The organism is Kribbella shirazensis (assembly GCF_011761605.1).
Classification (GTDB): domain Bacteria; phylum Actinomycetota; class Actinomycetes; order Propionibacteriales; family Kribbellaceae; genus Kribbella; species Kribbella shirazensis.
This window is the reverse complement of record NZ_JAASRO010000001.1, coordinates 7,493,624-7,517,955: the sequence shown is the minus strand read 5'-3', so window position 1 is coordinate 7,517,955 and position 24,332 is coordinate 7,493,624. Positions and strand designations below refer to the sequence as shown.

Genomic DNA, 24,332 nt, shown 5'->3' with positions numbered 1-24,332 from the left:
GTGGTGTCGAGGTCGATTTCGGCTCAACCGTGCGCGCAGTGACTGGCAGTCCGCCTCGGTCAGCGGATCACTCTCAGGGCACCGACGAGCCGAGCTCCGTCGGCGCCCGAGGATGCGCAAGGATCGGTCGATCTGCCGTGGCGAACGCAGGTGGGCTGGAGATGTCGATGCTGCCCGTGGCCACCAGAAGGCGTCGTGGTCGTTTCGAGACCGTCGGACCTGTTGGCCGAGCCTTGTAACGCGCTGTGGTTGGCGACCGATAGCCAGGATCAACGGGCCCTGGGGATGAACTCGATTGCGCGCGTTACGGGCGGGATCGAGTTGGCCAGGAGCGCGAAGGTGACGTTCTGTTATGGTGGCGTTGCCGAAGGTGCGGGGGAGGTGCCGAGTCGGTGAGGGGAGTGAGGCTGGGGTGAGCGATCTTCCGGCTGTGGGGCGGGCCGTGTTCGACGGGTCGTTCGGCGGGCGGGTACGGGCGTTGCTGCGGATTCGGCCGGTGGCTGATGCCGCGGACAACGCTGGGCGGCAGGCGTGGGGTGAGCAGCGATACGACGTGGTGACGCTGGCGTTGGCGGCGATCGACTCGGTGATCGCCAGGCAGGGGTTTGACGACGAGGTTTCGTACGACGAGGTTGTGGCGGGCCTGGAGGCGTTGGCCGGTACCTCGCGCCCGGAGCGTCCGGTCGACGAGCATGGTCAGGTCGCGAGGTACGTCGTCGACGCGCTCCTCAACCGGCGGGAGCGTGAGGCGCCGTACCGGTACCAGATCTCGATCTTCAGTCGTGACGACGACGGTGCGATCCGGCATCGGGAGGTGCCGGCGGAGTTCCGGCTGCTGACGGAGCACGAGGATCACGCCCGGGGAGTGAACGTGCTGCGGGCATCCGCTGATGCGATCAACGCGTTGGTCGGCGGCCTGGAGTTCGATGTCGAGGACGAGCAGGCGGCGATCGAGCTCATGCTGGCCCGGCAGCTCGAGCGCGGCGCGTTCGGCCAGGCGGAGAAGGCGGCGGAACGATCCCGCCTGTTGTCCGTGCGCTACGCCGACGAGCTGCGGACGTTGCTCGCTGACACCACCCGGGACATCCGTACGGTGCTCGATCAGTGGGCCGAGCATGTGCCGCAGCAGCTGGAACGGAATCGCGCGCATCTTGAGGAGCGGCTGTCGGCGGAAGCCAAGTTGCTCGAGCATGTCCGCGGCGCGCTGGATGCGCCGGACGCGGAGCCGACGGTCACGAGTGCAGCAGCACGGATCGCGGGTCTCCTCGAGGAATGCCGCCACAGGCACACGGAGCTTCACGGTCGGTTGGTCAGCGCGCGGACGACGTTCCTGGACGAGCAGACGCGGCAGTCGTTCCGGCCGGTTGCCAGTCTGCGGAATCCGAACATCACCGACGACGTCTTCTTCCCGATGCTCACCCTCCCAGTGGATCAAGCTGTGGAGCCGGCCGAGACGTTCGCGACCGCCATAGCGGGCACCCAGGTACCGCGGATCGTGCGGTTCGCCGATCTGGTGGACGATCTGCTGGCGCCGCGACGCGGGAGCGTCATCGAGGATCCACCTGATCCGGACGACGAACTGGGTGATCCGGATCCGCCGGCGATTCCGGGTGAGGTGCTCGCGGCCGCCGCAGAGGTAGTCGACTCGGTTGAGTTGCCGGCGCGGTTGTCCGAGTTGTTGTCAGCGGCCCGCGGGACGGACCTGCCCGCAGAGGTCGATAGGACGGCGGTGGAGCGCCTCATCGCGCTGTCTGTGCTGTGGAATTTCGCACCCGAATCAGTCGAGGACTTCTCGACGGCCGTGGACACGGCCGCCCAAGTTCTCGGTCCGACCGCTGTGGTCGATGCCGACGGGGCTCGGATCACTTTGTCCGGTTGGTCGGGGGACGACCTGATCGTCGCTGAGGACGAGGACGCGCTCGGGGCATGGGTCGGTGCTCCGGGCGATCAGGAGGTGTCGTGGCACTGAACCAGCGTGACCTCGCCGATGTCGGCGTACTCATCGGCTACGGTCTGCGTCCCAAGCTACGTCCGGGTGCGGACTCCGAGTACCGTGCGCTGCTCGGCCGGTATCGGACGGACAGCGAGTTCCGGAACGCGGTCGACAGCGTGCTCGACGGGCTGGACGCGCAGGTGTTGTCGGAGTCGGACCTCGGCCTGGTGCTCGGCGTCCGTCGGGAGTCCGTCTTCGCGTTCCGGATCTCGGATCTGCCGAACGTGACCCGTGTGACTGACCGGCTGCTGATCGGTTTGGTCAGCGTCGCGGTGGCTGCTTTCGCGTTTCCGGCACCGGCCGACTTCGACGACGACCGGGTGCATTGGGTGTCGGTGGAAGAGATCGAGCGCTTCCTTCGTGAGGTCTGTGAGCGCCTCAAGCAGTCGCCGGAGTTGGTGACGCGAGAGGAGGAATCGTTCGAGGAGGCCTGGCGGACGTACGACCGGCTGTCACCTGGCTACAAGGCCGACAAGGGCAAGGGAAAGGCTCGACGGTCGCCGGCGTCGTCACCTTACTGGGTTGCAAGTGTGCTCACCTGGATGGTCGATCAAGGGCTCGCCCGGCCGGCGCCGGCGCGCGGCCCGGAGGCGTACCAGTTGCTGGAGCGGTTCCGGATCCAGGCCCGCGAGCTTGCCGGGAATGCGACGTACGCCATGCTCGCGTCGATGCGGCGCGGTGAGGGGGCCGCGTGACGTACCATCTCTCGCGATTGCGGCTGGCGAGCGTCGGTGACCGCGCCGCTCGGTTCACGGACTTGACCGCAGACCTTACCTCTTCGGATCTTGAAGACACCGGCAGTGCCGGCGAGCCGACTGACTCGATCGTCTGGTTGCGGAACGGCGGCGGGAAATCCAGCCTCCTCTCCTTGTTCTTCGCCTTGCTGCTGCCGTTGCGGAAGGACTTCCTGGGCAAAGCGGTGAAGCGCCAGCTTGAGGACTATGTTGCCACCGGTGACACGAGCCACACGGTTGCCGAGTGGGTAGCTTCCGACCCGCAGCCTGGCCGGCAGCGGCTCATCACTGGTGCTGTCTACGAGTGGGTGGAGCGTCGCAAGCCGGCCGACCCGGATCGTGACCGCGACAAGCTGAAGAATTCGTACTACGCCTTCTTCGCTGTCCCTGGCGTGCTCGATCTGGACAGCTTGCCGATCGACGACGAGTCGGGCCGCCGCCGGACCAGATCCGATTTCGTCCGGCGTCTGCAGGAGATCGCCGCGTCGCGTCCACAGGAGTTCTCGTTCACGATCACCGAGCAACGCAGTACCTGGATGGATGCGCTCGTCGCCCGCAATCTCGACCCGGCGTTGTTCCGGTACCAGAAGCAGATGAACCACTCGGAAGGCGGCGTGGCCGAGCTGTTCGACTTCCCGACGACGGACAAGTTCATCGACTTCCTGATCGACCTGACCGTCGACAGCGCGCAGCCGGATCTCGTCGCGGCCAACCTGAAGAAGATCACCGACATCCTCGCCCGTAAGCCGCAGTTGACCACCGAGCACGACTTCTGCGCCGGGCTGGCGGACAAGCTCGACATACTGGCCGAGAAGCATGGACGGGCTGTGAAGGCCGAGGAGGAGGCTGCCGACGCGCGGAAGGCTGCCGCCGTGCTCGCCGGCGCATTCCGTGCTGCATCCCGCGCTCAGGAGAACGACGCGAAATGGTACGGCGAGGAGTCGGATCGGCTGCGCGAGAGCGCGACCAAACTGGACAGCGAGCGGAACCGGCGAAACGACACGGCCAACGAATTGCTCAGAGTCGCCGCGACGCATCGTCTCGCTGCGGCCCGTTCCGGGTTCGAGGATGCTGAACGCCGAGCGGGCGAGGCTAAGAACGCCAGTCTCGCTTGGGAGGCGGTCCACTGGTTGGCCGAGCGGGTGGAAGCGCAGGAGCTGGCGAACTCCGTGCAAGCGCAGCTGTCCGAGGAGGAGCAGAGGACAGCTCCGCTACGTGCGGCGCGCGACGACGCTGCGGTGGCGTTGAGGTTGCGGTACCAGTCGCTCGCGGACGAGGAGAGCGAAACGGAGGCCGTGGCAGCCGCTGCCGCCGGCGACGCGGAGTCGAGCGCTGATCACCATGCGACCGTTGCACAGGGTAATCGTGACAAGACGATCGAGGCCACCACTCGGGCGGAGAACCTGCGCGGGAAGGTAATCGAGATCGAGCGAGCGGTCGAGAAGGCCGTCGACCGTGGCGATCTGCCTGACCCATCGGCGAAGCCGTCGGAGGTGCTCGCCGAGTCGCGGGCAACGAAACGGACCGTCGAAGAGCAACGCGAGACGATTCGGGAACGGCGGTCCGTCGTACCGGACAGACGCCGCGCGCTGCAGGACGAGCGGAAGCGGATCGCAGGAGAGCAGGCTACGAAGACCGCCGAGCGAGACCAGGTGGTCGACGAACGCCGGAAGCTGGCTGCGCGAGTCGAGATGCTGGCGACCGATGCGCGGCTCGCGGAGCTGGTCGAGCTCGAGGACGGCGGGCGGCTGAATCTGTGGGGCGAGGCCGCCGAGCTGCGGGCAGCGTTGACGCATGCGGCCGCCGCGGCCGAACTCGAGATTGTCGACACGCGCGTCGACGCGGCCGATGATGATCGCGCGTTGGAAGGGTTGCGGACCCAAGCCTTCCTGCCGACCACACGCGACGCGCAGCGTGCTGCGGAAACCCTGATCGCCGGCGAGATCGCTGCGCGCCCCGGATGGCACCTACTGCGAGATCTGGTCGCCGAGGGCGAGCGGGGTGCGGTACTGCAAAACGCCCACGTCGCAGAGCTCGCAGCTGGCATAGTGGTCGCGGACGGCGATGCGGCCGTTGCACAGCGGATCATCTCGTCGGCCGACTGGAACGCCGTAGCTCACGTCCCGGTATGCACCGCCACACAACTACAGGAAGCACTGCAGCGGGTCGCGCCAGAGTGGATCGCCGTTCCGAGCGATCCAGCGCTCTATGACTCGTTCGCCGCCGAGAATGCGCGGACCGAGCGAGAGGTTCGACGGCACGAGCAGGACCAGCACATCGACGCACTCCAGCAGCAGGCTGGAGCGGACCGCGAGCTGCTGGCAGCACTGGATGCTCTCCTGCGGGACTGTCCTGCAGGTTACCTCGAAGAGCTCGAACGGATCGTTGCCGCCTACAACGAGGCGATCGACACGTACTCGGAACGTGATGCCTCGCTTGAGAGGGAGATCGCGGAGCTCGACCGCCAGGACGAGGCTGATGCGGAGACCGAGAAGCAGTTGTCGGCGGACGTGACCCTGCTGGCCGGACGGATAGAGCGACTCGATGCGCTAGCGCGAAGGGTGTCCGAACTTTCAGCGCTCCAACAGCAGATCGAGCAGCTCGACACGGATGCCAGGCATCACAGCGCTGCGGCGGATGACGCTGAACGTCGCGCTCGAGAGTTGCGGCTCGCTGCGCAGGCGGCCCGTATCCGCGCCGCCGAGCACAAGTCCAATCGGGAGCGGCATGTCAGGGATGCTGGAGCCATCTCGTTGCTCGATGCCGAACGCGAGTCTGCCGGCCTGGGCTCCGATGAGCCTTTGTCGGTCCTGCAGACTCGGTTCGCGGATTTCGATCTGCGCTGGCAGACCGAAGCATCGAAGTCGGTCCTTGCCGAGCGGCTGAAAGGTCTCAATGACCGTGTCAGCAAGGCGAGCGGCGAGCTTGGTACCTACGCTGCCGACGTCCAGGAACAGGCCGGACAGCTGCTGGCGACTGGTGATGGGCAGGATGCCGCCAGGCGTGCCGCGGCACGCGGTCGCTCACGGGAGGTGGCCGACAAGGCGCTGGAGGAACTCAGCACCGCGAGGTCCGAGCTCGAGCTGGCTCAAGCGGAGGTCAGAGAACGGACCCCCAAGGACAGGCCGCGCCACGCTCAGCTCGAATCCGAGCCGGACACCGAGGCTGATGCCCGTCGGCTTGCCGAGGAAGAGGCTGCACGAGCTACCGAGATGAGCAACAAGGCCACGAATCTGCGGCGAGAGGCCGGCGAGGCCGCCGCCGAGGCGAGTGACGCCCATACCAGGGCGCAGGTGTTCCAGCAGCAGGCCAATCGGCTGCAGGACGCCGCCGCACCAGCCGACGTGCCCGAGGACGTGTCGCCGCACAGCGGGCAAGCTGAGGCGGAGGCAGTGCTGCAGGCTGCGCTTCAGCGTTTGAACGATGCGGTGTCCAGTGCAACCGAAACGAGACTGGCCGCGGACAACGCTGTTGGTGTTGTGCGGCGAATCGCTGCTGAAAGCCGGTTCGCGTCGGTGCCCGATGCTATCCGGGACCGGTTCACCGCCGACGATTCCGAGGTCCTGGCCCGAGGCGCCGCCGCACAGGCCGCCTCGCTGCGGCTGCGTCAGACGACGATCGAGGGTCAGCTCTCCGACATCGGTCGCGATCAGCGCCTCGTAGTCGTCGAGGTGGCGGCGATGGTGCGCGACGTGCTGGCTACACTGGAGTCCGCGCACCGGCACTCGAAGCTGCCCGGCACGCTGGGCGGCTGGGGCAACGAACACTTCCTGCGGATCAGGTTCACCCGCCCGACCACCGAGGAGGACCTGCACACACGGATCGATACCGTGGTCGAGCGCATCGTGGAGGAGAAGTCGAAGCCCGAAGGGCTCGCACTACTCAAGCGATGCGTGCACGAAGCCGTTGCACCGCGGGGCTTCACGGTCAAAGTGCTCAAGCCGAACAGTGACCTGGCCGTGGAACCGGTGGAGGTCACCCAGCTCGGCAAGTTCTCCGGCGGCGAGAAGCTGACGGTCTGCGTCGCGCTCTACTGCACGCTCGCTCGGCTCCGCGCAGTCAACCGCGGCCAAGGCAAGGCGGCCGCAGGGGGAACGCTGGTCCTGGACAATCCGCTCGGTACGGCGAGCCACGTCGCCCTGCTCCGCCTGCAGCGGGATGTTGCGGCTGCGCACGGCGTACAGCTCGTCTACACGACCGGCGTGGAGGACCTCGGAGCCGTCGGGCAGTTCCCGAACGTACTGCGGTTGCGCAACGCCCCGGGAGCCCTGCGCACCCGGCGATACGTCGTACTCGAAGATCGCTACGGACCAGCCGCAGACGGCATCGCGGGCGCCCGCCTGAGCCGCACAGAGTCATGAATCTGAGTTCACTCGGCAGGCGGCTGGCCGAACTGGTGGAGGCATCGCCGACGCAGAAGGTCGACCTTGGCGTGCTGTACGACGCTGCAGTGGCATTCGACCGCAGCTTGGCCACCGCTCCCGACGCGCGCTCTGAGATCAGGACTGCGCTCGACGAGTTGGTCGTTGCTGGTGTGGTGATTCTGCCGGCGTCGTCACGCGGCTACGACCAGCGGGAGCAGCCTCCGCTGCCGTTGTGGGTCCGACGTCCGCCGCGGAGCCGGAGCGGTCCCCGTCCCAAGCCTGTTCGTGTGTGGCCGGCAGTACTCGAGGCCGCTGGGCGGATCGCGAGTCGGGAAGATGAACTCGCGGTACTCGAGGTCGTTGCCGCGTTTCTGCGCGGCGGTGGTGGGGCGCGGCCGAGTGTTCCGGTCCGGGAGCGGTCGTTGGAGCTTTTCGGCGACGAGAAGCGACTGGATAGTCTCGTCACCACGAGACTGTTCACCGCGGGCGCGCTCACGTTCGAGCTGCTGCGGTGTCACCAGGTGCCGATCCCGTTCGCCTCTCAATGGGTTCCGGGCGCCGTCGATCCGCGCGGTACGGCGTTGTTGATCGCGGAGAACCATCACACCTACGCGTCCCTGCTGGAAGTCACTCGTTCGCACGCCGACCGTGGCGGTCCGGGGAGGCACGTCGGCTATGGCACCGGGAATCAGTTCCCGTCCGCAGTGCTGTCGATGCCGCTGCTGGTCCCGCAGCCAGAGCGGATCCTGTACTTCGGCGACATCGACTTGAAGGGCATGCAGATCCCCACAGTTGCAACCCTGAATGCCCTGCAAGCTGGACTCCCCGCCGTCGTACCCGCGATCCCGCTCTACGAGCTGCTATTCGCCGCGCCGTACCGCCTGCCGGCTAAGCCCGTTCCGGCGGACGAAGCGACGGCAGTGTGTGCGTGGCTGGGCGAACTCGCCGACGCTGCCTGCGCCGCACTGGTCAACGGCCAGCGGCTTCCACAGGAAGCCGTGGGATACGACGTCCTGTCCCGCCACCCGGAAGCACTGCACCACATCTGAGCGGATGAAACAGTAAGAACGAATGCTGGCGGGCCGACGATAGAACGAACAGAGGGACCCTGCGATCCGGTCGGCTGGCGCGCAGGCCACCCAGACGGTTCTTCGCGATGACGTTCTTGACGGACAGATCACCCAGGATGACTCCGCAGGCGTGGACACGATCGACCGCATCGGCGAGCCGGATCCAGAGACGGCGGAGGACCTCGACGTAGCCGTCGATCTCCTCCGCTGACGCCGCAACCCGCATCAGTGGGCTATAAGCGATGGTGAACCGACCCAGGTCGTGTCCGGGGATGAATTCCTCGGCGAGGAACAGATGCTCCCGCTCGGGGTGAACAGCTCGATGGCTCTCGGCAGGTAACCGGTGCCGGCGAGGTGCCGGAGCAGTTCAAACTCGGTTCGACGCCTGCCCTGCGCGTCGGCTCCGGTGGGTTCGAGCCCGACCGCGGGACGCGCTTCCTTCAGCACCAGTGTCCCGTGCGTCGTCCTGATTGACTGCCAGGGGACGCCGCCGAACGTCGTGAAGCTCAGTGCCGAGGCAACCCTGTAGCGGCCCGCGCCGATCAGGCGGATCCGCCGGACCGTGACTTGGCGGTCGGCTCCAAGGGGTCGTCAGCCCACGCCAGCGGGCTCCGGAACGTGAGCCGGCGATCGGGTACCGCAATCCCCTCGGGGAAGTCAGCAGGTGCGTGTAGGTGCCCTGGACCCCAAGGACGCGCCGAGCTTTGAACGCCCCGTACCGGTAACGGAGTGCCGCACAGTCCTTGTACCGGCGGTCCGACAGCACGTTCGGCGCCGGCAGATCACAGAGTGCGGACGCGAGCTCGAAGACGAGGAGCCGCAGTGCGTCATCCGACTCGGGGTTAGATCGTGACGACTTCCACTGCCTCGCGAGGCCAGATCTTCGGGGTCTGCAGGCCTACCAGCACTCCGTCGAGTGCAAACTTGCACCGCGTACGGTGCGCGCGGGCCATTGTCGCCGTTCGGCGCAGCACTTCGGCGGCGTGCGCCTGTGTCGCGGACACATGCAGCTTCCACCCTTGATCGAGCAGCATGCTGCCCTGTGGCGTGACGTAGTACAAATCCCGCGCCGGTCGACCGTCCATGTGTCGTCGACGTGCTCACGGACCGATGAATTCGAGCGACCTGTCGTTGGGGTAACGTCGAGGCTTTCGTGCCACCGTGGATCGACAATGCTGTGCAGATGGTAGGCAGCAGCCTCTGGCTTCATCGCTATCGGTCAGGCCTTGGCCAGGTGGATGGAGCGGACCTCGACCTCGATGCGTGCTGACTGCAGGAGTCGAGCGGCCTGGACGAGTGCGACCTGCGAGAACGGGAAGAGGGTGCGCGGGGTGATTTCCTCACCGGCCTTGAGCAGGATCCCGAAGACGATCTTGGTCGGCTTGAAGTCGGGTGGGAGTTCGCGGCCGCGCCCGTGCTGCTGGACGAGTTCGCGGAATCGGGTGCGTGCCTGCGGGGAACCCTCGAGACCCTGGATCGCTACGCAAGCCTGCATGAAGAGGTGGCTCAGCGGCGAGGATCCTGAGGCCCTCTTGACGTGGATCAACTCGTTGCCCGGCCCGAGCAGATCGCAGGCCTCGAAGCCCCACCGAGTGTGGAACTCGTCCTGGACGCCCTTACGGTCCAGACAGACCAGGCGGAGGTCGGGATCGAGTGCGGCGTTCTCGTTGTAGGTACGTTCGGACTGACCGGCCTGCCAGTCGGGCAGAACCAGGTCGGACCTGACCGCGAGCAGTTCGCCGACCGCCCGCCGAAGCCGCTCCTGGTAGTCGGTGTCGATCTCGTACCAGTGGCCGTCCACCAGTGCGAAGTGCCGGTCGTCGATGGTTGTGACCGCCTCAAGCCACTCGATGGCCTTCGTGCCGCCAAGCAGATGGTTGCAATTCTCATCGGCGTAGGCCGAGATGCGCCCTTCCCGGAAGGATTGCAGTCTGGTTCCGGTCCGGAGAATGTGGGCCCGGTTGAGGAGGTTGTCCGCGGTGATCTCGGTTTCTCTACGGCTCGCACCGTTTAGCCTGACCTTGAAAGCTCTGACATCGTCGATCGTGTCGGCAAGTTCCATGGGTACGACGCTGCTCAGCCGGTGCCCGACCTCGTCGACGTTACTGCTCAGCATCGTCTCGAGGTCGTCGTCCAGACGGGCGACGGTGTCGGTCTCCTGCAGTGGACGCATGCGGTCGGCGAACTCCAGGTCCGCGATGCGCTCCCGGTCGAGGACCTCAGCGATGGTGCGGATATCTGCGACCAACTTGTCCGGGTCGGTGGCGAGCCGGATGCGCAGGCCTATGCCGCCGTCGACCGGCACGGGACGGTCCGGGCGCGTGTGGCTCAGTTGAAGACTCTCCGACTTTCCGCCGGCGCCTCCCACGAGGTCGGCGTACGCATCGGACACGTCGAACGCCCAGATCGACGACCCGCTAGGCATCCGCGTCACCTCGGTCCGGCCGCGGGCGCCCGGACGCCGGCGCATCAGTTTGCTGACTTGCTTCGGATCGAGCGCACGAATCGCGAACTCGAGTCCGAACCGGCGGTCCTTCTCGTCGCCGGAGAGGAGGCGGTGGCCCTGGCCGTAGCCGATGGCATAGGTCCGTTTGTCGACGATCAGCAGCAGGAGCCCGGCCGACCGCGAGTCGACGAAATGCACGAGGCGGCCTGTGGTGCGGCTGGCGGCCACGCACCACTCGGCCGACTCACCGTCCGAGGTTCGAAACGATCCCTCGACCCAGAGGCCGGGAGACCCGGCTACGGTGACGGCATCCACATCGAAGTCCTCGAGCGCGTCCAGTTGTTCCTGGTCGAGGACATCGACGAGCGCAGCCGGGTCGTCAGGCGTGCGCCACAGCCGATGCAATGTAACCTGTCGCGCTCGTGGAGTCCGAGTGACCACCAGCATCCCCTCCCGTCACTCTCCGCACACATCAGGACAACACGAGTACGCGCAGCCTGCACGGCATCCGGCGCGTCGCCACAGACTCTGGACAGGTCCGCTTGCTATTCCGTCGCTGTTGAGTGAGAGGTCGGGACCGGTGAGCAGCGTGGCCAGAGGTCGGGCAGGACGCGGTGCCTAATGGCGGCAAGTAGTTCGTGCTTGTGCAGGCCACGGCAGGCGCTGAACGACGCCAGGCCTTGGTTGAGGCTGTGCAGAACTTGTCCAGGTCGCGGGCGCCGGTGAACTCGTCGTGGTACGTCGTCGAAGAACTGGAGCTCGCCGTTCACCGTAGGTCGTGGTCATCGAAGGCGTGCTCGAGGGCTTGGGCAGCAGCGGGGTTGGCTATCCGCCGGCCCATGTAGATGTCTTGGGTGATGGAGACTTTGGCTTGGCCGAGATGGTCGGCGATTTGGCGGGCGGTTTGGCCGGCTTGGTCGAGGGCGGTGGCGGTGGTTTTGCGGAGGGCGTGGGAGTGGATCCAGGCGAGTTGGTCGGATTCTGCTGGCTGGGCGGCGTCGGTGAGCTGGGTGAGCAAGTCGGGGCGGCGGTCGAGGTTGATGCCGTAGGTCTTGGTGAGGGTGGATACGAGTCGGTGGGTGGGTTTGATGCGGCCGGTTTCGATGAGTTCGATTCTGGTTTGGGGCCAGCCCAGGGTCTGTGCGACTTGTTTGCGGCTGAGGTGATTCTGGCGGCGCAGGGCTTGGAGGGTTTGGCCGAGTTCGCGGCGTGCGGTGCTGCCGACGGGGGATAGGGCGGTGCGGAGGGAGCGGCGGGTGTTGGAGGGGTCGCGGTAGCAGCCGATCGTGTCGGGGAAGACGGGGGCGTCGGGATGGATGTCGGGGGTGTGGCGGCCGCGGAGCATGGCGGCGGCCCAGGTCGGGAGGCTGAGGACGCGCTGGCCGGTTCGGGATTTGGTGGTCTTGCGGATCAGGCCTTCGCCGGGTGGCCGGGCGATGGTGTGAGTGATTTCGACGGTGCCGGCATCGAGGTCGACTTGGTTCCAGAGGACGGCGAGGGCTTCGCCGATCCGGACGCCGGTGGCGAGCATGAACGTGACGAGGTCAGGTAGATCCGCTTCCACGGCGTGTTCGTCTGCGGTCAGACTCCTGTTCAGGAGAGTGACTTCTTCGGCCGTGAGCGCTCGGGGTGAGCTCTTGGGCCTGGCTTCGATGGCGTCGACTTCGCGGGCGGGGTTCGTGGTGATGGCGCCATAGCGGACGGCAAGATTCATCGCACCAGAGATGACGGCACGGCAGGTTCTGGCGGTCGGGGCGCCGGCGTGGTCCTTGATGTCGGTGAGGACGACGTCTAGGCGCTGGGTGGTGGCTTCGCTGATATGGAGTTCGCCAATGGCGGGGCGGACATGGTTCTTGAGGGCGCGCCGGTAGGTGGCGAGAGTGGTGGGTGAGCGTGTCCCGTCGGCGACCAGTCCTTCGAACCTGCGCTCCCATAGGTCGAGGAGGTGGTTGACCGTGTGGTTCGTGCTGAGGTCGCCGGAGTGGTTGGTTTTGGCGCGGTTCTGGAGCTTGGCGAGCAGGGCGGTTCGGGCGGCGGTCTTGGTTGTTCCGGTGGCGGTGACGGCGCGGACCTTGCCGTCGTGGTCGCGGAACCTGGCGTGAGCCAAGTGCTTGACGGGCTTGCCGTTCTTCTTGGTCTTCAGAGTCCTGGTTGAGATCTCTCCCCAGGTTCCGATGGGCAGCGGTGTCCTCGGCATGTGTCTCCTCCAGCCAGCTGTGAGCGTTGCCCGTTCAACGCGTGGCCGGTGCCGAGAGTCGACGAGTCGGGACATGTCGCGCACGCATGTGATGTGACGCACAGTCACGACGAGATGAAGTCAGCACATCCGATCGGCGAGAGAGACGTGGCGGCTGAAAGCGTCGAATAAAAGGTGCCCTGTGGGCATGAAGAAACCCAGGGCACTTGTGTGACCTGGGCTTTTGTGCGCCGCCAGGGACTCGAACCCCGAACCCGCTGAATTCCAGCTGAGGCTGATCATCAGTTGCCGATGATGCTCGGAATCCCTTACAGGTAACGTATTCCTCGGCTGCTTGTTGCGCGTAAGTTCTCATCGGCAACCATCCTCTCGCGCTCATTGAGGTGCGTAAAGAGGTGCGTTGTCGGAGCTTACGGCTGAGACAGCGAGCGGATCACAGGGCGGAGATCAGACTCGTGAAACGAACCGGCCTCTGCTCGCGATAGCGGTGGTGACGGTCGGGTTTGCTACTCCGGGTATGTGGGGATCATCGTGGTACGTCGAGGGCTCACAGGTCTTGGCGGTGGTGCGCTGCTTGGGATCATGCTGCTGGTCAACGGTTGCGCGGGCGACAGATAGGTCGATGCAGTCCATCGAACTGTCGTCACCAGGTTGCCCACCGTCATGGCTGGACGAATCGCAACTCGATCTGCACCGTGTCGGCGTCGAAGCGCAGGGCGTGCATCTCGCCGGGCCGGGTCTGATACCATTCGCCGGGCCCGTAGCGCCGCTCGCCCTGGTCGGTGACGAGCACCATTCCACCAGAGATGATCACGGTCGCGTTCTGGGTGTCATGGTCGTGCCGCGGCAGCTCCGTGCCGGCCGCGGCGGCGACGAACAGCACGTCACAGCCGGCAGCCTTCAGTTTGTGAGCCGTCACCACCGAACTGGCCGCGGGCAGCGCCCTGATGACCGCCGGCAGCGCTGATTCCAGGTCCATTCGCTCTCCAAATGCACGGGTCGCCACGTCTGTCATCGCATAGCGATATCATATATCGATAGACTACTCGGCTCCAGTCACTCATCGACAGTCACCCCCGGACAGGGGCGCAGTGTCAGGACGCCAGCGCGCACAATGCGCAGCAGGTCAGGTCGAGCAGTCAGCATCCGTAGGCATCCAGCAGCGGCCGCCGATGGTCACCTCGCGCAACCGAGGCCGCGGCCGAGATTGAGCAGTCGGATTGACCGACGATGGGCGGCAGCTAGGAGGGACGATTTCCTAAGCGACTGGTAGCCACCCTCGGAGGCTGCCTACAGCAATGGCCTATCGCGCAGTAAAGCGATCACGGCCGTCGAGTCGCTGTCGGCATGGCCATGTGTGATCATCATGCGGTGCAGTTGGGTGGCGAGGCCTGTCATCGGCATCGGTGTGCCCGTTTCGCCAGCCAGTTCCATGACCAGGTCGAGATCCTTGAGCACCGTGCGCAGGCGTCCGGCCGGCGAGAAGTCGCCCGACACCATCTTGGGGATCGACTGTCTCAGCAGCACTGAGTCCGCCCGTCCGCCGGCAAGCGCCTCCGGCAGCCGCCTGGCGTCCAAGCCGGCGTTCATGGCGAGCTGGATCGCCTCGGCGATCACCGACTTGCAGCCGCCGACGATCACCTGGTTGACCATCTTGGTGGTCTGTCCCGCACCGGGCGGGCCCATCAGGGTGAGCCCGCCGGCGAGGTGGCGGAGCACTGGCTCGACACGCTCGAAGTCGGCCGGATCACCGCCCGCCATCACGGCGAGTGTGCCGGCCGCAGCCGCGCTCGGTCCGCCCGACACGGGTGCGTCGACCCAGCCCATCCCAGTCTGAGCACGCAACTGCTCGGCCAGCTCACGACTGCGGCGCGGCTGGATCGTGGACATGTCTACCAGGACCTTGCCTGCCGATCCACCCTCGGCGACGCCGCAGGGACCGAACACCACAGCTTCCACGGCGGCGGTGTCCGACACGCAGGTGATGACAACACTGGCCCGCTGCGCGACAGCGGCGGGCGCCTCCGCGAACTCCGCACCCGCAGCCAGGACGTCTCGGAGTTTGCCCGGGGTGCGGCCCCACACGACCAACCGTGCATCCGCCGCGAGCAACCGAAGCGCCATCGGTCGACCCATCAGGCCGATACCGATGAATCCGACGGTCTCAGGCTGGAAGGTCACGCCACTCCCTCGCAGCTCGAGCCCGACGATCTCGACCAGGCCCTCTTGATATACGACATCGCTATCGTATATCAGTATCGATTGATGTCAACGAGCTCGGTGTGGCGCAGATGATGCTTCGCGCAACGAGATCGTGTTGGGGCGCAGGGGAACTGCGGAGCACATCGAGATGGGACAGCCCCGATGCGGGGAGCAACCGAGGTTGTCTTCGATGGGGTCGGCATGGCTTCCGCTGTAGGCGGTCGCCGGACGTTTCGCAGCACGATTGAACCGCCTCGCGGTGTCCTGCGTTGTTACTGCTGCTAGCTCTCGATATTGTTCACCGATCTTGTGGAGGAAACATGAGCATTGCAGCGCGCGTGGCGAGTGGCCTGGCCGGTGTCTTGATGGCGGGGGGCTCCTTGGTTCTGGCTGCGCCGAGCGCCCACGCGGATGACATCATTCCCTGTGGGACTTACCACCACGCAGGCGACGGCTTGGTGTACTGGGGGAACTGCACCTCTCAGAACACGATGATCTCGGTCTCGCAGCCGGGTATCGAGGCGCAGTTCCAGTGTGTACCCGCGAAGAGTGCGGTGCTCTTGGGTGCACCCAGTCAGTGGATCGTCAAGGACCTCCACCGAGACTGCTGATCTACACCACCTGACGTCGGTACTGGCTACCTGAGTGTCTCTGCGGGGGAGTACCACGACCGCCACCCGCAACGCCCGAACAATGCCTGGGCAGCAGCCCGCCCGGGCGGCGTTCGGGCGTTGCGCCGGGGAGAGCCGAGTGGGCGCACGATGTGCAGCCTCCCGGCAGCTCCAGGCCTTCCTTTGTTCGGGTTAAGGTGACACGCGGCCGCTGAGGTAGGCGACAACGCGAGGGTCCTTCGGCTGTTTCGTGGACCATGCGATACCCCGCAGGCCGTGACGATGCGGGCATTACTCAAATGTGTTGTCTGGCGGTGTTGAATTATGACTGGAGTCTCAGGCGGCCGGTGTCCACGTCGTACAGGAAGCCCGCCACAGCTGCCTTCTTGCCTATCAAGGGGTTTTCCCGGACCGCCCGTACGTCGCTCCGGAGTGCGTCGGTCTGGTCGGGAATGGCATCGAGCCGGAGAAGGTCGGCAGTCGGCCAGCCGGCGGCCCGATCGATGCGCTGGCGGAGTTGGTCCTCGGTGATTCCGGCCACCGCACAGCGGGTGTGCGGCACGATCAGAATGCGGCGCACGCCGAGCAGCTGCACGGCGAGGACGAGGCCGGTCATGGCCGGTTCGGTGACACGGCCGCCGGGGCTACGCAGGACCTTCGCATCACCAGGTTTCAAGCCAACCATGGCCAGTGGCGCGATGCGCGAGTCCATACAGGTCACGATGCCGATGCCGGCCCGGGCGATGCCATCGTAGCCGCCGTACGCGAAGCTCGCGGCGAACTCGGTGTTGGCAGCGAGCAGGTCGGCGAACTCGACGGTTCTGGGCCCGACCGCGGGTTGGGTCTGATGGTGCATCGGAGCCTGCTGTCTACAGTGTGAATCCGCCGCCGCAGACCACGGTCTGCGCGCTGATGTAGTCCGATTCGGGTGTGCAGAACAGGTAGACGGCGCCGGCGGCGTCCGTGGAGGTGCCGGGCCGGCCGAGGGGGATCATCCGCTGCATGGTTTCCATCAGTTCCGGGTTGACCCCGACCCTGATCTTGCGTCCCTGGATGTCGATCTCGGCATCGTCCGCGGAGGTCGCCTCGGTCAGGCGGGTTGTGATCAGGCCGAAGGCGACGGCGTTGACGGTGACGTTGTACCGCCCCCATTCCTTGGCAAGCGTCTTCGTCAGACCCGTGATTCCGGCCTTTGCGGCGGCGTAGTGCACTTGCCCGGGGTTGCCGCCGAGTCCAGCGATCGACGAGATGTTGACGACCTTGCGGCACGTCACCGCTCCGGCCGCTGCCTCCTGCTTCGCTTGCGCGCTGATCACCGGCTGGGCGGCGCGCAGGATCCGGAACGGTGCCGTCAGGTGGACGTCCATGATCGCGTCCCACTGCTCGTCGGTCATCTTCTGGATCACCGAGTCCCAGGTGTATCCGGCGTTGTTGACGATGATGTCGAGCCCGCCGAAGGAGTCGACTGCAGTCTGCACGAACCGTTCACCGAACCCAGTGTCAGTGACGCTGCCGATGCAAGGCTCGGCTGTGCCGCCGGAGGCCTCGATCGCGGCGGTGGTCTCCTGTGCGGACGCAGCGTCCAAGTCGTTGACGACTACTCTGGCCCCCTGCGAGGCCAGCTTCACCGCGATCTCGCGACCAATGCCACGGCCGGCACCAGAGACGATCGCCACCTTGTCGTCGAGCGTTCCCATATCAGTCCTTCCAGGTTGTGTGGATCGCGACGACGGCCTCGCCAGTGAGGGTGACTGTTCCGTCAGCCAGAGTCACGGCCAGGCGGAGCGTCGCCCGCCGCTCTCCATCAACCTCGTCGACGCGGATGACGCTGCCAGTGCAGGTCGCGGTTGCGTGGACAGGCATGATGGCGACGAATCGCGCGCGGTAGGACCGGATCCGGTCGACCGGCACCCAGCCGGTGAGCAGTCGGCCGAGATAGCCCATCGAAAGCATCCCGTGTGCAAGGACGTCGTCCAGTCCAGCGGCGCGGGCGAAGTCGATGTCGATATGGATCGGGTTGTGGTCGCCGGACGCCCCGGCGAAGACCGCTAGTGTGGTGCGGCTGATCGGCTCGATCGCGAGTGGCGGCAGCTCAGCGCCGATCTCGATCTGCTCGGTCGTCGCGGCCATCAAACGGCTTCTGGATTCTTGACGACCAGGGTGCTCGACAGCTCGGCGACCGTGGTGCCGTCGCCGCGGCTGACCGTCGTCTCTCTGGTCAGGAATTCCAGCCGGCCGCCTTTCCTGGTGTAGACATCGGCGATATGCGCCCGCAGCGTTACCGTCTCGCCGGCATGAACTGGTGCGAAGTACACGAACGACTGCTCGCCGTGCAGCACCTGCCGAACGTCCGCTCCGAGGTTGGCGAGCATCGTGAGCGGTTCGCAGATCTCCAGGTCGGCACAGAACAAGAACGTCGGCGGCACCGGCAAGTCGGGGTAGCCGGCCTTCCGGGCGGCCTCCAGTTCGGAGAAGACGGGATCGGTTTCGCCGATTGCCAGGGCGAACCGGCGTACCCGGCCGCGATCGATGGTGACGTCGGCGACCGCCAGCTGGCGGCCGATCACGTCGGTGGAGATCAGCATCCTCAGTCGACCTTCTGGTAGAGCGTGACGACGGCCGCGCCGCCCAGACCGATGTTGTGCTGTAGCGCCAGGGTCACGTCCTCGACTTGACGTTGCTCGGCCTGACCGCGCAGTTGCCAGACCAGTTCGGCGCATTGCGCCAGCCCGGTGGCACCGAGCGGATGGCCCTTCGACAGCAGCCCGCCGGACGGATTGGTCACCACACGGCCGCCATAGGTGTTGTCGCCGTCGACAATGAACTGCTCCGCGCCGCCTTCTGGTGCGAGGCCGAGTGCCTCGTAGGTGAGCAACTCGTTGGTGGTGAAGCAGTCGTGCAGTTCGACCACCCTGAGATCGCGCGGGTCCACCCCGGCAGCCTCATACACCTGGTCGGCGGCGGCCTTTGACATGTCGTAGCCGACGACCTTGGTGAGATCTTGGTCGGTGAAGGTGGAGGGGTAGTCGGTCGTCATCGCCTGCGCGGCAATGGCCACTGACCCGTCCAGGTCGTGCTTGGCCGCAAAGTCGGCACTGGTGACGATCGCCGCCGCCGCGCCGCAGGTCGGCGGGCAGCACTGCAGGCGGGTCAACGGCCCATAGATGTGCGGCGAGGCAAGCACCTCCTCGACTGTCACCGGGTCACGGAACACCGCGTACGGGTTGTTCGCGGCATGCTTCCTGGACTTGACCGAGATCCTCGCGAACGTCTCCGGCGCCGTTCCGTGCCGGTCCGCGTATGCCGCTCCGGCGCCGCCGAAGTAGCGCGGCGCAAACGGGACTTCGGCATCCTGGGCGCGCGCCTTGGCCGCCGCGCTGTCGAAAGTGTCGAACGGACTCGGCCGGTCGTCCCAATGTGCCTTCAGCGCGCCGCGCTGCATCTGCTCGAAGCCCAGTGCGAGCACGCAGTCGGCCGCGCCGCTCTCCACGACCTGCCGGGCCAGCCAGAGCGCCGACGACCCGGTGGAGCAGTTGTTGTTGACGTTGACGACCGGGATGCCGGTCATGCCGACGCGGTACAGCACCGCCTGCCCGCAGGTCGAGTCTCCGTAGACATAGCCGGCGAAGGCCTGCTGAATCTGGGGGTACTCGAGTCCAGCGTCGGCTAAAGCCGCCAGGACGGCTCGTTCGCCCATCAGGTCGTAGGGCTGCGCCTTGCTGGGTGTGGCGAACGGGACCATCCCGACGCCTACGACCCGTGCGTGCTGACCTGATGTCACCACATCTCACCGCCTCTGTTCCGGTCACGTCGTGTCATGCATTCCAACGGAAGGCAATATTGACAGTCGATAATTGTCGGGAAGCGCGGACGCGTCCGACGATTGTTTGCGCGTAGGTGTTCGACCGTAGTATCGTACAACGATATCAAGGATCGATGAAGAGAGAAGGCGGTGGCAGGGTTGTCTGAGGAGATCAGAGTCACAACGGAGGAGAACGAGCTGTCGCTCGAGGAGATGTCGGCCGCACTCCCGGATACGCCCGCCATCATGGAGAAGGTCGGTCACTGCTGGTGGCACCTGATCTACGCGGCCCGCGGTGGCAACTGGGGACTGGCGGGGTACTACCTCAGGCGGGTGGCCAAGCTCGAGAATGCGCTGAAGACGCTCCGCCCTAAGCATCGCGAGCGGCTGGAGCGTTTCCAGGCCGAAGCGTTGCCGCCGGTGGTCGACGCGATCGAGGCCAAGGATCTCGAACAGCTCGAACGGGCGTTCGCGGCTGCGACCGACATGGCGAACGTGATGCACGGGAACTCGGGTTATCCATACATCAAATGGGTGCTGCCGTCTGAGCCGCCGGCGGGCCTCCAGTTGGCGCCCGTCGAGCCGGCCGAACCGGCTGACGTGAGCGTCGGCAATGGTCAAGTCACGCAGGGCTGAGTAAGAGCGAACCCCGGAGGTGGTCGGGGGTGTCGGCAGACCGCTCGGCGGAGCGGTCTGCCGTCCTGGCTTATCAGGGGCGTCTTCTCCTGCACCGGGAACTTCTCCGGGGGAAGCGGGGCTCATAGCAGGCCAACTGCCGGCGCGAACCCGCCTCCGACATCGACCGCGATCGACCGCGTGCAGATCTTCCACTCGCCGTCTCGCTCGACGACCTGGTCGGCGAACAGGCCGCCCAGGAAGTGCGGTGGCTCGCCGCCCTTCTGGCGTACGGCGAAGAAGTAAGAGCTCACCTCAGCCGATCGTAGGTCGGCGCTGATCCGTACGGCCGTGTTCGTCAGTAGGTGGAATCGCGTGGGCATGTCGGCGAGTACCTGCTCGTAGTGGGTGCGGATGGCCGCCGTGCCGGAGACTGTGCCCGTCGGGCTGTTCATGACGCAGTCGGCGGTGAAAGACGCCATCACGCCCTCGATGTCGCTGCAGTCCAGGGCGTAGACGTAGCGATGCAGCAGGTTGCGAACGGCGAGCTCGGCCGAGATCGCCTGCATGCGCTCGTCTTCGTGTGGGCGGCACAGCACCAGCTGTCGGGCCTGGTCCCAGGCCGGCCCGGAGAAGGCGGACGGCAGGAAGCCTGTGGGCACGGAAACTGTCATGCCAGCATGATACCAATATTAGATATCGTTATCCGATATGAGTGATCTCACGACTCCTTGGCTTGCCAGGAAGTGCCTGTGGCGGCGTGAGCAGACTCCTGCAGTCAGGCACGGCGACGCTTATATCGCCATGCGATATCTAACATGGATGCTATGATGTCTTCTGTTGTACCTACTCGTATGCGACGCGTGGTGGTCTTGAACGGATCGCGAGAAAGAGGGCTGGGACGATGGTGGATGATGACAAGGGCAGCGCTACCACGACGATCGGGTGGAGGCAGGGCCTGACAGAACGCATCGACTCGCTGGGGGCGGCCAAAGGGCGGTTCGTCCAAGAGTCCGCGCCGGACGTCGAGACGGTACCGGCCGAGAGATTCTTCGACGCGGACTTCTTCGCCGAGTGCATTGCACAGCACGCCGGTGTTGATCGCTCGCAACTCGACTTCGATGTCAGCTCCGGGCGCCCAGCGGATGGCGTAGACATGCGGGCCTACGTGTCCAGATATGTCCGGCACTATGCCGGTTCCTTGTCCATCGCTGCGCTCGTAGGTATGGCCGAAGGCATCGGTCTCGATCTGTCCGTCTCCCGGTGCAGCTTTGTGCTGTGGAAGACCATCCCGTTCCGGCTGGTTCTCGATCAACGCGACGACGAGGTCGTACGGTGCAGTGAACGACCGGCCTCGTGGTCGGCCGCCGGACCGGTGCTGGAGACGCTCGACGAGTTGCGGGCGCACGTTTGCAGCCGCCTGTACGGCGAGCACCTCGACTCGTTCGTAAACACTGTGGCGGAGCGGACGAATCTCGCTCCGGGGCTCCTGTGGACGAATGTGGCGGAGTGGCCGACGACCATGTCCGCGGCGGCTTGCGAGTACCTCGACGATGATGTCGCACAGGGGTACGTCGACGATCAGCGGATGCTACTCGAGGACGAGGTGTTGCCCGGTGTCACCGGTCAGCCCAACCCGCTGCGGGACAGGATGGATTGGACCCACGTTGACGACGGGGCTTTTCCGGACGAGGTGGCCACTCGGCGTTTGTGCTGCCTGAGCTACCTGCTCGAGGACCGGTTCGGCAGGCTGTGCGCCAACTGTCCGCACCTGCCGGTTGAGGAGAAGGTTGCCCTGATCCGCGAGCGTCACGGGGCACTGCCCGGATCGACCGCCGGTGACGCAACGAAGGCCGCGATCGAGCGTGGTTTGCAGCGTCGCTCGGCCCAGCAGGTTCTGCAGGCTCGTGAGCGGCAGGCGGCCGGTCGGACCAGCCCGTCGGTTGAGTGAGCCCGGGCCACCTGCGGGTGTCCGATGTCTCGGTCGGACCGGCGGATCGCCGGTCAGACCGTTTGCGTGGAATGTCCCGGGAACAGATCCAAGGAAGGATCGATCGCGACAGCGGCGTTGTTGACCGCGAGCGCGACCTCGCCGAAACCCACCGCGATGAGCCGCACCTTGCCGGGATAGGCGACGATGTCGCCGGCGGCATAGACCCTGGGCAAGTTCGTGGCCATCGTCGTCGTGACTTCGATCCGGCGTGACGTGATGTTCAGTCCCCAGCCGGTCAATGGACCGAGATCGGCCACGAATCCCAGCGCGGCAACGATCGCTTGGGCGTCGACTCGTTCGATCGACTCGGTCGGTAGATGAACGATGTCCACTGCCTCGACGCGGCCGTTGCCATGCACAGCGGACACCTCGCAATTGGTCAGGATTCGCACGGCTGAGTCGTGGAGCTCACGGACCGAGTGCTCGTGGGCGCGGAACCGTTCGCGGCGGTGGACCACGGTGACCGACCGGGCGATCGGAAGCAGCGTGCCTGCCCAGTCCACAGCGCTGTCACCACCGCCGACTATCACAACATCGAGATCTGCGTATTCGCCGACTTTGGGCACGAAGTACTCCAGCCCGCGTCCAGTGAACTCACCTCCGGCGGGCAATGGCCGTGGGGAGAACTTGCCGATTCCGCCGGTGATGATGATCGCCCGGCACCGGATCGCTCGACCGGCTGAGGTTCGCAGAACGGGTTCGCCGGCGTCGTAACTCAGCGACTCGGCGGACTCGCCCAGCAGGTAGGTGGGGGAGAAGGGCGCAGCCTGAGCGATCAGTCCGTCGATCAGGTCCCGCCCCTTGATGGCGGGGAATCCAGCGATGTCGTAGATGAGCTTCTCCGGATACATCGCTGTGACCTGGCCGCCGAGTTCTGGCAACGCATCGACAACAGCGGTGCTCAGACCCCGGACGCCGGCGTAGTAGGCGCCGTACAGTCCGACCGGTCCCGCACCGACGACGACCAGGTCGGCCTCGAGATTCGTCGTCATGCGACCACCATCCCGGCCACGCCGGCCAGCAACACGACGATCCATGGTGGGCAACGCCAGACAGTGAGCAAGAGGAACGCACACATCGCGATCACGAAATCGATCGGCCGCAGGATTGCGCTTGTCCACACTGGGTTGTACAGCGCGGCGAGCAGGATGCCGACCACGCCGGCGTTGATGCCGCGCAGTGCGGCCTGAGCTGCAGGCCGGGTGCGCAGTACGCCCCACCATGGCAGCGCGCCGTACGTCAGCAACATCGACGGCAGGAAGATCGCGACGAGCGCGATGGTCGCGCCAATGACGCCGTGCGGCGCCGGCCCCATCGCCGCACCGAGATAGGCCCCGAAGGTGAACAGGGGGCCCGGGACCGCCTGGGCCAGGCCGTAGCCGGCGAGGAACTGATCCTGGCCGACCCAGCCGGTCGGCACCATCTCCGCCTGCAGCAGTGGCAGCACCACGTGGCCGCCGCCGAATACCAGCGCGCCCGACCGGTATGCGCTGTCGAACAGCGCGAGCGTCTGTGATCCGAAGGCGGTCCGAGCCAGGGGCAGTCCGATCAGGAGGCCGATGAGCGCCACCCAGCAGGCGATGCCGAACCAACGCGGGATCGGGACGCGCAGGCCCGGACCGGCGTCGGCGCCTTGCGATCGCAGCAGGCGCCAACCCACCAGTCCGGCCAGCACGATCACTGTGATCTGGCCGATCTGAACCGGCAACAGCAGGACGGCGGCAGTCGACAGCGCGGCGATCGTGGCTCGGGGCCGATCCGGTGCGAGGTTGCGGGCCATACCCCAGACCGCCTGCGCGACGACCGCGACCGCCACCACCTTGAGCCCGTGCAGCAGGTCGACGGTGTCGACGCCGACACTGCCGAGCGTCAGCGCTGCGATCGTCAGCGCGATGGCTGATGGCAGGGTGAAACCGAGCCAGGCGAACAGCCCGCCGACCGGGCCCGCGCGCAGGATCCCGATCGACATCCCGAGCTTGCTACTGGCCGCGCCCGGCAGGAACTGGCACAGTGCGACCAGGTCGGCGTAGCTCTTCTCGTCGAGCCAGCGGCGTTTGACGACGTACTCGTCGCGGAAGTAGGCAAGGTGGGCGATCGGTCCGCCGAAGCTGGTGAGCCCGAGGCGGCCGGCCACCAGGAACACCTCGAGGACGGAGCCACGCGGGACGCTCTCGGGCTGTTCGGCCGCACTGGTTTCGGGCGCCGTGGATGCCTCCACGTCGTCCGACGTCGAGGTGCCGTTGCGCTGGCGGATCGTCACTGTTGTCTCACTCCCTAAGGTCGATTCAGCGGTCGGGGGCTGCGG

The 24,332-nt window shown here is 66.0% G+C and carries 19 protein-coding genes and 1 pseudogene; 6 read left to right on the top strand and 14 right to left on the bottom strand.

The window, feature by feature from the left end; all coding sequences use genetic code 11:
- Positions 1 to 412 precede the first annotated feature (412 nt).
- Genes BJY22_RS35805 through BJY22_RS35790 form a run of 4 tightly spaced genes read left to right on the top strand, consistent with a single transcriptional unit; the run spans position 413 to position 8,140 of the window.
- Positions 413 to 1,969: a hypothetical protein gene (locus BJY22_RS35805; protein ID WP_167215982.1), complete on the top strand. Its 1,557-nt coding sequence runs from the start codon at positions 413 to 415 to the stop codon at positions 1,967 to 1,969.
- Positions 1,960 to 2,688 carry a hypothetical protein gene (locus BJY22_RS35800; RefSeq protein ID WP_167215980.1) on the top strand — a complete coding sequence of 243 codons (729 nt, stop codon included), beginning with the start codon at positions 1,960 to 1,962 and terminating at the stop codon, positions 2,686 to 2,688. The genes BJY22_RS35805 and BJY22_RS35800 overlap by 10 nt, the downstream gene beginning before the upstream one ends.
- Positions 2,685 to 7,088 carry a coiled-coil domain-containing protein gene (locus BJY22_RS35795; RefSeq protein ID WP_167215978.1) on the top strand — a complete coding sequence of 1,468 codons (4,404 nt, stop codon included), beginning with the start codon at positions 2,685 to 2,687 and terminating at the stop codon, positions 7,086 to 7,088. Before BJY22_RS35800 ends, BJY22_RS35795 begins: the two co-directional genes overlap by 4 nt.
- Positions 7,085 to 8,140, top strand: a complete 1,056-nt coding sequence (locus tag BJY22_RS35790; RefSeq protein ID WP_167215976.1) for a Wadjet anti-phage system protein JetD domain-containing protein — start codon at positions 7,085 to 7,087, stop codon at positions 8,138 to 8,140. The genes BJY22_RS35795 and BJY22_RS35790 overlap by 4 nt, the downstream gene beginning before the upstream one ends.
- A 388-nt stretch (positions 8,141 to 8,528) precedes the next feature.
- Here BJY22_RS35790 and BJY22_RS43405 read toward each other — a convergent pair.
- The 11 genes and pseudogenes from BJY22_RS43405 to BJY22_RS35745 all read right to left on the bottom strand — a co-directional run.
- Positions 8,529 to 8,990 (bottom strand): annotated as a pseudogene (locus BJY22_RS43405) (class III lanthionine synthetase LanKC N-terminal domain-containing protein); the annotation flags it as partial.
- 13 nt (positions 8,991 to 9,003) lie between these two features.
- Complete coding sequence (locus tag BJY22_RS43400) at positions 9,004 to 9,246, bottom strand: class III lanthionine synthetase LanKC N-terminal domain-containing protein (RefSeq protein WP_475418541.1); 243 nt, start codon at positions 9,244 to 9,246, stop codon at positions 9,004 to 9,006.
- Between the two features lie 134 nt (positions 9,247 to 9,380).
- Positions 9,381 to 11,012, bottom strand: coding sequence for a TIGR04141 family sporadically distributed protein (locus tag BJY22_RS35785; protein ID WP_167215974.1), 1,632 nt, complete (start codon positions 11,010 to 11,012; stop codon positions 9,381 to 9,383).
- Positions 11,013 to 11,373: 361 nt separating this feature from the next.
- Positions 11,374 to 12,804: a helix-turn-helix domain-containing protein gene (locus BJY22_RS35780; RefSeq protein ID WP_167215972.1), complete on the bottom strand. Its 1,431-nt coding sequence runs from the start codon at positions 12,802 to 12,804 to the stop codon at positions 11,374 to 11,376.
- 661 nt (positions 12,805 to 13,465) lie between these two features.
- Positions 13,466 to 13,819 (bottom strand): cupin domain-containing protein, encoded by a 354-nt coding sequence (locus BJY22_RS35775; protein WP_167215970.1) that lies wholly within the window; start codon positions 13,817 to 13,819, stop codon positions 13,466 to 13,468.
- Between the two features lie 275 nt (positions 13,820 to 14,094).
- A complete protein-coding gene (locus tag BJY22_RS35770; protein ID WP_202891419.1) occupies positions 14,095 to 14,985 on the bottom strand; it encodes an NAD(P)-binding domain-containing protein in 891 nt (296 codons plus the stop codon).
- 954 nt (positions 14,986 to 15,939) lie between these two features.
- Positions 15,940 to 16,473 (bottom strand): beta-class carbonic anhydrase, encoded by a 534-nt coding sequence (locus BJY22_RS35765; protein WP_167215968.1) that lies wholly within the window; start codon positions 16,471 to 16,473, stop codon positions 15,940 to 15,942.
- A 13-nt stretch (positions 16,474 to 16,486) separates the two neighbouring features.
- Positions 16,487 to 17,314, bottom strand: a complete 828-nt coding sequence (locus BJY22_RS35760; protein ID WP_167215966.1) for an SDR family NAD(P)-dependent oxidoreductase — start codon at positions 17,312 to 17,314, stop codon at positions 16,487 to 16,489.
- A gap of 1 nt (position 17,315) precedes the next feature.
- Positions 17,316 to 17,747, bottom strand: a complete 432-nt coding sequence (locus BJY22_RS35755; RefSeq protein WP_167215964.1) for a MaoC family dehydratase — start codon at positions 17,745 to 17,747, stop codon at positions 17,316 to 17,318.
- Entirely contained in the window at positions 17,747 to 18,202 is a 456-nt protein-coding gene (locus BJY22_RS35750) for a MaoC family dehydratase N-terminal domain-containing protein (RefSeq protein ID WP_167215962.1), read from the bottom strand. Before BJY22_RS35750 ends, BJY22_RS35755 begins: the two co-directional genes overlap by 1 nt.
- A gap of 2 nt (positions 18,203 to 18,204) precedes the next feature.
- The gene (locus BJY22_RS35745) at positions 18,205 to 19,398 is read right to left on the bottom strand and encodes a lipid-transfer protein (RefSeq protein ID WP_337759745.1); all 1,194 of its coding nucleotides are present in this window, start codon (positions 19,396 to 19,398) and stop codon (positions 18,205 to 18,207) included.
- A gap of 171 nt (positions 19,399 to 19,569) precedes the next feature.
- Here BJY22_RS35745 and BJY22_RS35740 point away from each other — a divergent pair, with 171 nt between their 5' ends.
- Positions 19,570 to 20,055, top strand: coding sequence for a hypothetical protein (locus BJY22_RS35740; RefSeq protein WP_167215958.1), 486 nt, complete (start codon positions 19,570 to 19,572; stop codon positions 20,053 to 20,055).
- Positions 20,056 to 20,177: 122 nt separating this feature from the next.
- Here BJY22_RS35740 and BJY22_RS35735 read toward each other — a convergent pair whose 3' ends face one another.
- Positions 20,178 to 20,708: a nuclear transport factor 2 family protein gene (locus tag BJY22_RS35735; protein ID WP_167215956.1), complete on the bottom strand. Its 531-nt coding sequence runs from the start codon at positions 20,706 to 20,708 to the stop codon at positions 20,178 to 20,180.
- 230 nt (positions 20,709 to 20,938) lie between these two features.
- Here BJY22_RS35735 and BJY22_RS35730 point away from each other — a divergent pair, with 230 nt between their 5' ends.
- Positions 20,939 to 21,985 carry an IucA/IucC family C-terminal-domain containing protein gene (locus BJY22_RS35730; RefSeq protein WP_167215954.1) on the top strand — a complete coding sequence of 349 codons (1,047 nt, stop codon included), beginning with the start codon at positions 20,939 to 20,941 and terminating at the stop codon, positions 21,983 to 21,985.
- Between the two features lie 53 nt (positions 21,986 to 22,038).
- On the opposite strand, the gene BJY22_RS35725 is transcribed toward BJY22_RS35730, so the two are convergent.
- The gene (locus BJY22_RS35725) at positions 22,039 to 23,019 is read right to left on the bottom strand and encodes an NAD(P)/FAD-dependent oxidoreductase (protein WP_167219107.1); all 981 of its coding nucleotides are present in this window, start codon (positions 23,017 to 23,019) and stop codon (positions 22,039 to 22,041) included.
- The gene (gene chrA, locus BJY22_RS35720) at positions 23,016 to 24,287 is read right to left on the bottom strand and encodes a chromate efflux transporter (protein WP_202891418.1); all 1,272 of its coding nucleotides are present in this window, start codon (positions 24,285 to 24,287) and stop codon (positions 23,016 to 23,018) included. Before chrA ends, BJY22_RS35725 begins: the two co-directional genes overlap by 4 nt.
- Positions 24,288 to 24,332: the final 45 nt, after the last annotated feature.

Bases quoted from the DNA above. Each gene is read 5' to 3' on its own strand.
- BJY22_RS35730 (WP_167215954.1), top strand. From the start codon at position 20,939: ATGGTGGATGATGACAAGGGCAGCGCTACCACGACGATCGGGTGGAGG.
- BJY22_RS35725 (WP_167219107.1), bottom strand. From the start codon at position 23,019: ATGACGACGAATCTCGAGGCCGACCTGGTCGTCGTCGGTGCGGGACCG.
- BJY22_RS35755 (WP_167215964.1), bottom strand. From the start codon at position 17,747: ATGGCCGCGACGACCGAGCAGATCGAGATCGGCGCTGAGCTGCCGCCA.
- BJY22_RS35780 (WP_167215972.1), bottom strand. From the start codon at position 12,804: ATGCCGAGGACACCGCTGCCCATCGGAACCTGGGGAGAGATCTCAACC.
- BJY22_RS35775 (WP_167215970.1), bottom strand. From the start codon at position 13,819: ATGACAGACGTGGCGACCCGTGCATTTGGAGAGCGAATGGACCTGGAA.
- BJY22_RS43400 (WP_475418541.1), bottom strand. From the start codon at position 9,246: ATGGACGGTCGACCGGCGCGGGATTTGTACTACGTCACGCCACAGGGC.
- BJY22_RS35760 (WP_167215966.1), bottom strand. From the start codon at position 17,314: ATGGGAACGCTCGACGACAAGGTGGCGATCGTCTCTGGTGCCGGCCGT.
- BJY22_RS35750 (WP_167215962.1), bottom strand. From the start codon at position 18,202: ATGCTGATCTCCACCGACGTGATCGGCCGCCAGCTGGCGGTCGCCGAC.
- BJY22_RS35765 (WP_167215968.1), bottom strand. From the start codon at position 16,473: ATGCACCATCAGACCCAACCCGCGGTCGGGCCCAGAACCGTCGAGTTC.
- BJY22_RS35735 (WP_167215956.1), bottom strand. From the start codon at position 20,708: ATGACAGTTTCCGTGCCCACAGGCTTCCTGCCGTCCGCCTTCTCCGGG.
- BJY22_RS35790 (WP_167215976.1), top strand. From the start codon at position 7,085: ATGAATCTGAGTTCACTCGGCAGGCGGCTGGCCGAACTGGTGGAGGCA.